The organism is Aerococcaceae bacterium DSM 111021 (assembly GCA_020112395.1).
GTDB lineage: Bacteria > Bacillota > Bacilli > Lactobacillales > Aerococcaceae > Ruoffia.
This window is the reverse complement of the sequence record JACCEK010000001.1, coordinates 603,408-615,982: the sequence shown is the minus strand read 5'-3', so window position 1 is coordinate 615,982 and position 12,575 is coordinate 603,408. Positions and strand designations below refer to the sequence as shown.

General features: G+C 35.2%; 12 protein-coding genes. 10 read left to right on the top strand and 2 right to left on the bottom strand.

Going from position 1 to position 12,575, the window contains the following annotated elements:
- Nucleotides 1-9 precede the first annotated feature (9 nt).
- Both HYQ40_02870 and HYQ40_02865 read right to left on the bottom strand, forming a co-directional pair.
- Nucleotides 10-657 (bottom strand): phosphoribosylformylglycinamidine synthase subunit PurQ, encoded by a 648-nt coding sequence (locus HYQ40_02870; protein MBZ6526704.1) that lies wholly within the window; start codon nucleotides 655-657, stop codon nucleotides 10-12.
- A 22-nt stretch (nucleotides 658-679) separates the two neighbouring features.
- Nucleotides 680-2,020 (bottom strand): Mur ligase family protein, encoded by a 1,341-nt coding sequence (locus HYQ40_02865; protein ID MBZ6526703.1) that lies wholly within the window; start codon nucleotides 2,018-2,020, stop codon nucleotides 680-682.
- Nucleotides 2,021-2,306: 286 nt separating this feature from the next.
- On the opposite strand from HYQ40_02865, the gene HYQ40_02860 reads away from it, so the two are divergent.
- The 10 genes from HYQ40_02860 (at nucleotide 2,307) to murA (ending at nucleotide 12,559) form a co-directional block, all read left to right on the top strand.
- Complete coding sequence (locus HYQ40_02860) at nucleotides 2,307-2,888, top strand: thymidine kinase (protein ID MBZ6526702.1); 582 nt, start codon at nucleotides 2,307-2,309, stop codon at nucleotides 2,886-2,888.
- A 16-nt stretch (nucleotides 2,889-2,904) separates the two neighbouring features.
- Complete coding sequence (prfA, locus tag HYQ40_02855; protein ID MBZ6526701.1) at nucleotides 2,905-3,984, top strand: peptide chain release factor 1; 1,080 nt, start codon at nucleotides 2,905-2,907, stop codon at nucleotides 3,982-3,984.
- Nucleotides 3,968-4,819: a peptide chain release factor N(5)-glutamine methyltransferase gene (prmC, locus tag HYQ40_02850; GenBank protein MBZ6526700.1), complete on the top strand. Its 852-nt coding sequence runs from the start codon at nucleotides 3,968-3,970 to the stop codon at nucleotides 4,817-4,819. Before prfA ends, prmC begins: the two co-directional genes overlap by 17 nt.
- Nucleotides 4,820-4,832: 13 nt before the next feature.
- Nucleotides 4,833-5,882 (top strand): threonylcarbamoyl-AMP synthase, encoded by a 1,050-nt coding sequence (locus tag HYQ40_02845; GenBank protein ID MBZ6526699.1) that lies wholly within the window; start codon nucleotides 4,833-4,835, stop codon nucleotides 5,880-5,882.
- Between the two features lie 27 nt (nucleotides 5,883-5,909).
- The gene (locus HYQ40_02840; GenBank protein ID MBZ6526698.1) at nucleotides 5,910-7,136 is read left to right on the top strand and encodes a serine hydroxymethyltransferase; all 1,227 of its coding nucleotides are present in this window, start codon (nucleotides 5,910-5,912) and stop codon (nucleotides 7,134-7,136) included.
- 20 nt (nucleotides 7,137-7,156) lie between these two features.
- Nucleotides 7,157-7,795 (top strand): uracil phosphoribosyltransferase, encoded by a 639-nt coding sequence (gene upp / locus HYQ40_02835; GenBank protein MBZ6526697.1) that lies wholly within the window; start codon nucleotides 7,157-7,159, stop codon nucleotides 7,793-7,795.
- A gap of 329 nt (nucleotides 7,796-8,124) precedes the next feature.
- On the top strand, nucleotides 8,125-9,384 hold the full coding sequence (locus HYQ40_02830; GenBank protein MBZ6526696.1) for a hydroxymethylglutaryl-CoA reductase, degradative: 1,260 nt from the start codon (nucleotides 8,125-8,127) through the stop codon (nucleotides 9,382-9,384).
- Between the two features lie 48 nt (nucleotides 9,385-9,432).
- Nucleotides 9,433-10,605 (top strand): hydroxymethylglutaryl-CoA synthase, encoded by a 1,173-nt coding sequence (locus HYQ40_02825; protein ID MBZ6526695.1) that lies wholly within the window; start codon nucleotides 9,433-9,435, stop codon nucleotides 10,603-10,605.
- 356 nt (nucleotides 10,606-10,961) lie between these two features.
- Nucleotides 10,962-11,192 (top strand): DUF1146 domain-containing protein, encoded by a 231-nt coding sequence (locus HYQ40_02820; GenBank protein ID MBZ6526694.1) that lies wholly within the window; start codon nucleotides 10,962-10,964, stop codon nucleotides 11,190-11,192.
- Between the two features lie 62 nt (nucleotides 11,193-11,254).
- Nucleotides 11,255-12,559 carry a UDP-N-acetylglucosamine 1-carboxyvinyltransferase gene (gene murA / locus HYQ40_02815; GenBank protein MBZ6526693.1) on the top strand — a complete coding sequence of 435 codons (1,305 nt, stop codon included), beginning with the start codon at nucleotides 11,255-11,257 and terminating at the stop codon, nucleotides 12,557-12,559.
- Nucleotides 12,560-12,575: the final 16 nt, after the last annotated feature.

Here is a 12,575-nt window from a genome sequence, read left to right as displayed (position 1 = left end):
GATGTGTGTTTATTTGTTTTGTATAACTAAATCAATAATATGTTTAGCAAGCCATTCATTGCGGACGAGTAGGGGGCCGTGGAAATAAGATCCAAATGTATTTTTGTAACGAACACCTTCTGTCTTATCGACACCATTGTTACCATTACCTGAAACAACACGACCTAAAGGTTTCAAGTCATCGCCTAAGTGAGTAACACCATTGTGGTTTTCAAAACCATAATACGTTTTGTTATTAATCTCATCGTAAATTTCAATGTCACCTATAAAACGGGAATTAATTTGTCTCTCAGTGTGATGGGATAATATTTTCATGCCTTCTAATTTTTCACCAGCGGCATTGATATAATATTGTCCCAATAATTGAAAGCCTCCACAGATAGTAAGCATTACACCGTCACCTTCAATGTACTTAGCTATTTCATCGCGAATACGCGGTAAATCTTGAGAAACGACTTTTTGTTCATAATCTTGTCCGCCACCAAAGAATACTAGATCATAATCATCAGCTGAAAAATCATCATTAAGACTTATCATTGTAGTGACGATGTCATATCCAGCTTCTTTTGCGTAGTGCTGAAGCATGAGCAAGTTTCCATTATCACCGTAAGTATTCATCAAGTTCCCATATAAGTGACATATTCGAATTGTTTTCATAAAGGCTGCTCTTTTCTTAGGATTATTTTTTTATATAGCCTGCCTGACTAAGTTCTTTGCGTAAATCAAGCATGGCTGTATATGTTGCAAAAATATGAACGTTATCAGTTGTTGCTTGTCGAGTGGCATCAATAACATCTTGTATAGAGTCTAGTTGTTGAATATCTCCGTTGAAAACATTCGCTACTTCAAGACGTTTAGTCATATCTTCTTTACGCATACCTGAAGTATAGACCGCTTCTATAGGGAAATCTGCCATCTTTTCAAAGTCACCATCCCAAATCCAACTCACGTCAGTACCATCAGCATAATGATTATTTAAAATGGCAATAAAAGTAGAAGGGTTCTTATCAAGACCAACAAGGTCAATGACTTGATTTAAGCCGACAGGATTTTTAACTAAATTAATTAAAACTTGTTTACCCTCAATATCTAGAATTTCTTGACGACCAAAGACGCGTTCAGCTTTTTCGAAACCACTATGTATCTGTTCAGGTGTTAAGTCAAAGAAGCGACTTAAGCTGTAAGCAGCCAAAGCATTGTAAATATTATATAAACCAGCAATAGGGATTTTGAATTGATGGTCATTAATTGTAAAAGTTGAATCAGTTAAGTTTAAGTCATCTAAACTTGATACTTTGAAGTCCAATGCAGGACGTTTAAAACCACAGTGATCGCAATAGTACTTACCTTGATTAGCGTAAGTTAAAGAATGATATTTTAGTGTGTTGTTACATTTAGGACATAAGATACCGTCAGTGTTATGATGCGGAACCACGTCATCATCCATTTGGTCTTCAAAACCAAAGTATAAGCGAGGATTTGGTAAGTCAATTGAATTTAAGATAGGTGAGTCAGCATTAGAAATAACTGTTGCCTCTGGAACTTCTTTAGCAGCATCAGCCATTAATTTATAGATTGTATAGATTTCTCCATAACGATCCATCTGATCTCTAAAGACGTTGGTGTGAATAAAAACTTTAGGTTTTATATGTTTTACAACATGTTTTAAAGACCCCTCATCTACTTCCAAAACTGCGATACCCTTTTTATTTTTTTCAAGTCGGGGCGCAGCTAAGAATGTACTAACAATACCTTGATGCATATTAGATCCAGTTGGGTTTGTTAATACGTGAGGATATGCTTCATTTAATGAATATACACTTAACGCAGTCGTTAAGGTTTTACCATTTGTACCAGTGATAATAGCTACATCATAGTTTTCCCCTAACGCAGTGAGTATTTCGGGGTCAATCGTTAGGGCTAATTTACCTGGCAGACTGCTTCCGCCACCAGTAAATTTAGTAAGAGCCCAACGAGATAGGCGGCCAACATGTGTGGCAATATTACTTCTAAAGCTCATTAATAATTCTCCTTTGGTGAGTAAACTTACTCTTTTAACATTAGTATTTTAGCAATCATTGGGGTGAAAATAAAGAGTTATATTTTAAATGGAATGTCAAAAAAATCGAACCTTAATTGTAAAAAAACAATAATGACTGTATGATATTCTTATTAAGGATTTAATATAGTATATCCTAAAATTCAATGAAGTAGTTTTTATTATAATTTTTCATACAAGTAATTGACTAAGAAGCTTGGTTATTTTATTATTAATAGTTGAGAGTAGAAAAGAAGGAGTAATGATCATGGCGAAATTGTACTTCAAATACGGTGCGATGAATAGTGGGAAGTCAATCGAGATTGTAAAGGTTGCACATAACTACGAAGAGCAAAATAAACCAGTTAAGATTTATACGAGTGCGGTTGACACACGTACAAAAGTAGGGTTAGTTGCAAGTCGTACTGGTTTAAACCGTGAGGCAACTCCGATTACGGATGACATGAACTTATTCGATGAAATTTCAGCGATTGATACAGACTTATATTGTATTTTGATTGATGAAGCACAATTTTTAAAGAAGCATCATATATTAGAGCTAGCACAAGTAGTAGACCGATTAAATATACCTGTGATGGCATTCGGATTAAAAAATGATTTTTCAAATGATTTATTTGAAGGATCAAAATACCTTTTAATATATGCTGATAAAATCGAAGAACTTAAAACAATTTGTTGGTTTTGTCACCGCAAGGCAACAATGAACTTAAGAATTAATGATGGAAAACCAGTTTATACTGGTGAACAAATTCAAATAGGTGGAAATGAATCTTATTTACCAGTTTGTAGAAGTTGTTATCATAATCCATCAGTCACAAACAAGTTATAAGAAATGGGGAAAAGTAATGTTTGAACAATTAGATACGTTAATTTTTCGCTATGACGAAGTCAATGAATTACTAAGTGATCCAAGCGTAATTAGTGATACAAATCGTCTACGAGAACTAACTATTGAAGAAAGTGATTTAAGACCAAAGGTCGAAAAAATCAAACGCTACAAGCAAGTTAATGAAGAAATCATTGAAACTGAAGAGATTCTATCTGAGAATACAGATGATGAAATGGCTGAACTTGCTAAAGAAGAATTATCAGATTTAAAAGCTGAACTTGCAGAATTAGAAAGTAAAATCAAAATTATGATGATTCCAGAAGATCCTAATGATAAAAAGAATATTATTATGGAAATCCGTGGTGCAGCCGGTGGAGATGAAGCACAATTATTTGCTGGAGATCTTTTAGATATGTATACACATTATGCTACTAACCAAGGTTGGAGAGTAGAAGTAATTGACGCTAACATTACTGGAATTGGTGGGTATAAAGAAGTAACAATTATGATTTCAGGAGATAAAGTGTACTCAAAACTTAAGTATGAGAATGGTGCACACCGTGTTCAACGTGTACCAGAGACTGAGTCTCAAGGGCGTGTTCATACTTCAACTGCAACGGTTATTGTTATGCCGGAAGCTGAAGAAATTGATTTCAGTATTGACGAGAATGATATTCGTGTGGATATTTATCATGCGAGTGGAGCAGGTGGACAGCACGTTAACAAGACTGCTTCTGCTGTTCGACTTACGCATATCCCAACGAATACAGTTGTCGCAATGCAAGATGAGCGTTCTCAATTGAAAAACCGTGAAAAAGCGATGAAAATCTTACTCGCTCGTGTCTATGATAAAGTTCAATCAGAAGCACAATCTGAAATCGATGCCGATCGTAAGTTAAAAGTTGGAACTGGGGACCGTTCTGAGCGTATTCGAACGTATAACTTCCCACAAAACCGAGTAACTGACCACCGTATCGGTTTAACAATTCAACAATTAGATTCTATCTTAAGTGGTAATTTAAATGATATTGTTGATGCACTGATTGTCTATGACCAAACTCAACTATTGGAGGAGTTAAATGGTCAAAACGGTTAATTTAACTTTGGGTGAAGCTTTATTTAAAGCTTCACTTTTTTTAAAAGCTCATAATCTAGATGAGGATTTAGCTAGAACTTACTGGATGATGACCTTTGATCTAACTTTAACGGAGATTGTATTAGGCCTTAATAAACCAGTTGAGGAAGAGATGTATAATTATTATATGCATATTCTGAATCAAATTATCCAAGATAAACCAATTCAATATCTCTTGGGCTATGCTTATTTTATGGATGAAAAATTCAAAGTAACTGAACATACCTTAATTCCACGTGAAGATACAGCTGGGATTGTCAGTATGTCCAACGAATATTTAGAATCGAAACCAAATGCTAAAGTATTAGATATTGGAACTGGTACAGGGATTTTAGCGATTATGATAGCCAAAATGAACCCAACAAATCATGTATCAGCATCAGACATATCATCAGATGCACTAGAAGTTGCCAAAGCAAATGCTTTAGCACATCAGGTTGATATAAATTTCATGGAAAGCAATTTATTTGAACAAATTCCACCACAAAGATATGATCTGATCGTATCTAATCCACCTTATATTAGTGAAGATGAGCTAGAATTAATGGATGAAAGTGTGAAGAAATTCGAACCATCACTTGCATTATTTGCTGAAGATAATGGTTTAGCGATATACAAACAGATGGCTCGTCAGATGCAAGCATATGTAACGAACACGAGTATGATTATCGTGGAGATTGGGTTTCAACAAGGTAAAGCTGTAAAAGACATCTTTATAGATGTGTTTCCACAATCGACCGTTAACGTTCAAAAAGATTTGAACGGGAAAGATCGTTACGTACAAATTGAGTTATAAAGTAGGTATAAAAATGAATGAATTTAAACAGAAGCAAAGAAACACAAAAATTTTTGGGCGTGACGAATTAAATCTTGCGGCAGATTCTTTAAAACTAGGAGAATTGGTAGCTTTCCCAACTGAAACTGTGTTTGGATTAGGGGCTATAGCCAATAATGATCACGCTGTAAAACAAGTATTCAAAACAAAAGGGCGTCCAGCAGACAATCCTTTAATTGTACATGTTCATAATATTGAATCGGTTTATGATTATGTTGCTGAAGTAAATGATGTTGCCTTAAAATTAATGCAAACTTTTTGGCCGGGTCCATTAACTATTATATTTCCAATTAAAGAAGGAATCTTTGCTGACAGTGTCACGCCTAATCAAAAAACAGTGGGAATTCGGATGCCGAATCAATTAGAGACCTTGCTACTCATCGAGATGGCAGGTTTTCCATTAGTCGGACCTAGTGCAAATTTATCTGGTAAACCAAGTCCGACAGCTGTTGAACATGTAATCAATGATTTTGACGGGGAAATTGCTGGAGTCGTTAATAATTACTCAGAATTTACGCAAGTCGGTGTAGAATCGACAGTTGTCTGGCCATCAGATCATCGGATTGACATACTAAGACCAGGTGCTGTTACGCAAGCGATGTTGACCGAGGCAACAGGAATTGAAACGATTGAAAAGTCTAGTGAGGAACAAATATCTGACACAACAATTGCTAGTCCTGGTGTTAAATACACACACTATAGTCCAGCTCAACCCGTTAAAATGGTTCAAACGCTTACTTCAACTGAAGAGTGGAAAACACTGATACAACAAATGGATTTAAAAGTTGGCATTCTTGCACAAGATAATATTATAAGTGAATTAAAGAGTGATAATATTGGCTTCAGTTATTATTCATTAGGAAGCAAAGACGAGCTAGAACAAGCGACACAACGTTTGTTTGCAGGGTTACGTTACCTTGAAAGCAGTGAGTGCGATATCATTTTCGCGCAATCGTTTCCAGAAACAGATAAGACCCATGCATATTTAAACCGTCTTTCTAAAGCTTCATCGAGTATGATATAATAAAAAAAATAACCTGGAGGTGTCTCTATGACCTATAACGACGATACATTTGTATTTGCACAGATTGAGAATGAACGCTTACGCCAAACAAATGGTGTTGAATTAATTGCTTCAGAAAACTTTGTTTCACCAAGTGTTTTAAAAGCTCAAGGAAGTATTTTGACAAACAAATATGCTGAGGGTTATCCTGGCAAACGATACTACGGTGGCTGTGAATTTGTTGATAAGATTGAACAGATTGCAATCGATCGAGCGAAGGAATTGTTTAATGCTGAATATGCTAACGTACAGCCCCATTCGGGATCAAGTGCGAATTTAGCTGTATATCGTGCATTTTTAGAGCCCAATGACAAAGTACTTGGTATGGATCTGTCACAAGGAGGTCATTTAACACATGGCTCACCAGTGAATTTTAGTGGTCAATCTTATGAGATGTATAGCTATGGTGTTGATCCTGAAACAGAGTTAATTGATTACGATAAATTAGAAGAAATCGCAAATCAAGTAAAACCAAAGATGTTAATAGCAGGTGCAAGTGCTTATTCTCGTGAAATTGATTTCGAACGTATCGGAAAAATTGCAAAGAGCGTAGGGGCAATTTATTTTGTTGATATGGCTCATATTGCAGGTTTAGTCGCAGTCAAAGAGCATCCAGATCCTGTACCATATGCAGATGTGGTAACGACAACAACGCATAAAACACTTCGCGGACCTCGCGGGGGACTTATCTTAGCTAAAGAGAAGTATGGTAAGCAACTCAATAAAGCGATCTTCCCTGGAATTCAAGGTGGACCTTTAGAACATGTAATTGCAGCAAAAGCAGTTGCATTACATGAAGCAATGCAACCAGCCTTTAAAGAATACATTCAGCAAGTTAAGGTTAATGCAAAAGCAATGTCACGCATATTTGATTTGAGTCCATTAAGAATTGTTTCTGGTGGAACGGATAATCATTTGTTTTTAGTTGATGTTACTCCCTTAGGTGTAACAGGTAAATGGGCACAAGAACGCTTAGATGAAGTTGGTATCACAGTAAATAAAAACTCTATACCATTCGATAAAGAGTCTTTTGTTCAAACAAGTGGTATTCGAATTGGTACAGCAGCAATTACAACTCGTGGTTTAAAAGAATCGGATGTAGAATTAGTAGCGGATTTAATCTTAGATGCTTTATCTGCAGAAGAGTCAGAAATGTTAGAAATAAAAAACAAGGTCAATCAATTAATGCAAGATCGACCATTATTTAATGAATAAATTTTCTTAGGAGGAATAGTATGGCAAAATTTGAGGTAGTAAATCATCCATTAATACAACATAAATTAACAATTATTAGAGATAAGGATTGTTCGACAAAAGTATTTCGTGAGGTAACAAATGAAATCGGAATGTTAATGGCTTATGAGATTACAAGAGATCTTCCTTTAGAAGATATCGAAATTGAAACACCAATTATGAAAACAACTCAAAAACAAATTGCGGGTAAAAAATTAGCAATTGTACCAATTTTACGTGCTGGATTAGGTATGGTAGATGGTATCATGGATATGATTCCAGCAGCTCGTGTTGGTCATATTGGAATGTATCGTGATCCTGATACATTAGAAGCAATTGAGTATTTTGCCAAATTCCCACAAGATATCAATGAACGCCGTGTGTTTGTAGTTGATCCAATGCTTGCAACAGGAGCTTCTGCTATTGCTGCACTTAAGCAATTAACTACAAAATACAATGTATCTGAAGAAAACATTACATTTGTATGTTTAGTTGCTGCACCAGAAGGGATTAAGGCTTTACAAGAAGCACATCCAAACGTAGATATCTACACAGCTGCATTAGATGAGAAACTAAATGAGCATGGGTACATCATTCCCGGTTTAGGAGATGCTGGAGACAGAATCTTTGGAACAAAATAAATAACTTAATACTCGTTTAAAAACGAATATACTATTCTTGATGGTTGAACACTGATGAAGTTTAGAATTACACTAGAATATAAAAAATATTCATAGTATAATTAACTGCTGAAACGGTAAGTGTACTTGTCAGTACATCATAATAGTTATATTCGTTTTTTTGCTATTTTTTTAAACAAAGGTTAGAATTAACTAAAGTCATTAATAGTTAAAAGATGTCTCACATAGGCTTATCAATAATATTTTATGTATGATTAAAAACAACTATATAAATAGTATTAAATTATGTTGTTAGTTTTGTCATCGTAAAAGTTTTAAGGAGCAATTTTATGGACCAAAGTCAGTTTTTCTCAGGGTTTTATAAGCATTCCATCTCAAAACGGATTCAACTAATAGAATCATGGGTAGATTTAAAGATAGAAAATTCGAGTACCGTATTACCTGAAGAATATGCGAATCAAATGATAGAAAATTATTTATTTAACTATCATTTACCTTTAGGTGTAGCGGTAAATCTAACTGTTAATAATACTAATTATATCGTACCTATGGCTATAGAAGAGCCTTCAGTTATTGCTGCAGCCAGTTTTGGTGCGAAATTATTAGGAAATATAAAAGCTGAAACAAAAGAGCGTTTATTAATTGGACAAATAGTCATGACTGTTCAACAACCCTTTGAAGAAATAAAAAGTATTATTGAACAAAATAAAATAATGCTATTAGACTTAGCCTCTAAAGCTAGCCAATCTATGGTAAACCGTGGTGGTGGTCCAAAAGATATATGGGTTGAAGAAAAAGAAGATCTAAGACATAAATATGTAAGTCTCTACTTATCACTTGATCCTTGTGATGCAATGGGGGCCAACGTTATCAATACTGTTTTAGAAACACTATCCCCAACGATAGAGACTTTAATTAATGGGGAAGTTTTAATGAGTATACTATCCAATTATCAACCTCATGCCGTGACCATTGCTAAGGCAAAAGTACCTTTAAATCATTTGAATAAGAATTACGACGAAGCAATTAAACTTGCAGAGCGTATTGAGATGGCGTCTGACTATGCATGGATTGATCCGTATCGTGCTACAACGCACAATAAAGGGGTTATGAATGGGATAGATGCAGTTGTTCTTGCAACTGGTAACGATTGGAGAGCCATTGAAGCTGGAGCACATGCGTATGCCGTGAAAGATGGTCAATATCGTAGTTTGACAAAATGGCAAGTTAACTATCAAGATAAATCATTAGAAGGAACGATTAGAATCCCCTTACAAGTAGCGACAGTTGGAGGAACATTATCATCTCACCCAACAGCAAAACTTGCTTTATCATTGTTAGATATCACTTCAGCAACTGACCTATCGGATATTATCGCATCAGTTGGTTTAGTGCAAAACTTTGCGGCACTACGAGCTTTAGTAAGTGAAGGGATACAAAAAGGACACATGCGTATGCAAGCACGAGCCTTAGCTATGCAAATTGGAGCGACAATAGAAGAAATACCTGAAGTCGTAGCTCAATTAAATATAGCACCTCAAATGAACCGGGACACAGCAAGAAAAATATTAAATAAAGTACGAAATTAAAGATAATAAAAGGAGTTGATTCACATCATAACGGTAGGAATCGATCAAATGGCTTTTCATGTACCACATCACTATGTTGATATGGTTCAGCTAGCAGAGGCTAGAGAAATTGATCCAAATAAATTCTTAATTGGAATAGGCCAAGAAAAAATGGCAGTACCAACAATTGAAGAAGATATCGTAGCTATGGGTGCCAATGCAGCCAGAAGAATCGTAACAGAAGAAGATAGAGATTTGATTGATCAAGTCATCTTTGCAACTGAAACAGGCGTGGATTTCTCAAAATCAGCGGCGACATATATACACCAAATGTTAGGAATACAACCATTTGCTAAAGCTTATGAGGTTAAACATGCTTGTTATGGAGGCACTGCAGGACTCCTTTCAGCTTGTGATTATGTAAGACTTAATCCAGAGCGAAAAGTACTTGTAATTATGTCTGATATTTCGCGTTATGGACTCAATTCTGGTGGAGAAGCGACACAAGGTGCAGGAGCTATCGCAATGTTAGTTACAGCTAATCCACGTGTTCTAGCGATTGATAGTGAAACAATCAGTTTAACTGACAATCAGTTTGACTTTTGGCGTCCGAATTATGCAGAAATACCTTTTGTTGAAGGGAAATATTCAACTGAACTTTATATTTCAATGTTTAATACAATTATAGAAGAGTATTCGAAACGCTATCCTGAACGACTGAGTGAAGTTCAAGCCATCGCATTCCATTTGCCATTTACAAAGATGGGAAGAAAATGTCTCCAATCATTAGAGAATAAAGAAGAATCGAACATTGATTCAAAACCGGTGGAAGAGTGGCTAAGCCATTTCGAAGAGTCAACATACATTGGTCGCCAAGTAGGGAATGTATATACTGGTTCTTTATACTTAAGTCTAATTTCATTACTTAACTTTGATGAAAAACTAGAAGCAGGACAGCGTATTGGGATGTTTAGCTATGGTTCTGGAGCGGTTGCCGAATTATTTACAGGTGTTCTACAACCGGAATATAAAGAAAGAATGTCTAAAGAAGGAACGCTCTTACACTTAAATCGCAGAGAAGAATTAGACATTAGTGCTTATGAAGATAATTTTAATCAAACTATCTCAAATGAGGGTGGAATAATTGAAATTGCTAAAGACAAAGAAACTTTACACCCAGGTTTTTATTTAGATCGTATCGATGAACATCGTAGATATTATGGAGAAATTAAAGAAGCATAAGTCATGTAAAAAACTAGAGCAAAATAATATTTTGCTCTAGTTTTTTTATGTACAAAAAATATTGACTATCCAAAATATTGATAGCGCATACAACGAAAGTCTTAAAACCTAAATGTAATTTAAGTGAAGGATTTTTAGTTCTTGAAAATTAAGATTTGCTTAAATTTGTATAAAAGGTGCAGCTGTAATATTTGTAAAAGTATAATGTACAAAGTTATTAGAGCAATGTTTGAATTATTACACTTGTCTTTATTAAAACTTAATTTTGACAAGTTTGAAATTAGGATAAAATAAATCAGTTTAATTCAATTTGTATTTGTGCTATGATAATTTCGAACTAGAAAGGTGGGCGTAGTATGGCGATTTTCAATGGTATGGCAGTACTTGTTGTCCGATTTACGTTTATCCTATTGAGTTATATGGTCTTTAAAGATATTAATTGGCGTCAGTTTTTTACTGATCGCAAATATTACATGGCACAGTACGCGTGTATATTAATTAGTATTGCAGTTGGACATGTAGCAGGTTCGTTCGTACTGACGATCATTGAAGTACTTCAAAATTTATTTTTGAGTAGCTTTCTATAAATATTATATTTTTCTATCGTAAGCTCCAATGCGATAGAATACTTAAAGGGGATTATTTTAAAATGCAAGAAATTATTGTTCAAGGTGGAAATCGCCTAGAAGGTACGGTAAAAGTTGAAGGAGCAAAAAATGCCGTCTTACCTATATTAGCAGCATCAATTTTGGCAGAAACTGGTGTCACTGAATTAACTAATGTACCTATTTTATCTGACGTTCTGACAATTAATGAATTATTGACGAACATTAACGTAAAAAATACATTTAACGAAGAAGAAAACAAAATGGAAATCGATGCGACTGGTGAGGTAATGACAATCGCAGATTATGATTTTGTTAGTAAAATGAGAGCATCGATTGTGGTTATGGGACCGTTATTAGCTCGTTTTGGTCATGCAAAAGTAGCTATGCCTGGTGGATGTGCAATTGGAACTAGACCAATTGATTTACACCTAAAAGGATTTGAAGCATTAGGTGCTGAGATTAATAGCCAAGCAGGTTATGTAGAAGCAACTGCATCAAAATTAAAAGGGGCAAGAATTTATCTTGATTTCCCAAGTGTCGGTGCAACTGAGAACATTATGATGGCTGCTGTTTTAGCAGAAGGGGAAACTATCCTTGAAAACGTAGCACGTGAACCTGAAATCGTTGATTTAGCAAACTATCTTAACAAGATGGGTGCTAAAGTCATTGGTGCTGGTACAGAAATGATTAAAATTAAAGGTGTAAAAGCACTTCATGGTGCTAAACACTCTGTTATTCCAGATCGTATCGAAGCGGGTACATTCATCGTTGCTGCAGCAGTAACACAAGGAGATGTATTTGTTGAAGGTGCAATCCGAGATCATAATAAACCATTAATCAGTAAATTAACTGAAATGGGTGTTAAGTTTGAGGAATACACAACAGGTATCCGTGTCATTGGACCAGAAACATTAAAAGCAACAGATGTTAAAACGTTACCTTATCCAGGTTTCCCAACAGATATGCAAGCACAAATGTCAATTGCTCAATTGTTGGCTGGTGGAAGTAGTGCGTTAACTGAAACTGTATTCGAGAACCGCTTCATGCATTTTGAAGAATTACGCCGTATGAGCGCTAAATTTACAATTGAACGTCAAACAGCTGTAATGTACGGACCAACTGAATTTAGTGGTGCAAGTGTGAAAGCAACTGACTTAAGAGCAGCTGCAGCATTAATAATTGCAGGATTAGTAGCAAAAGGTTTAACGCGAGTTTCAGAATTAAAAAATTTAGATCGTGGTTACTATAAATTCCATGAGAAATTAGCTAACTTAGGTGCAAATATTGAACGCGTAGAAATTCAGCCAATTGTTTCTGAATCTAAAAAAACAAGAGTACTCGCTTAAAGTACGGAAAATAGAT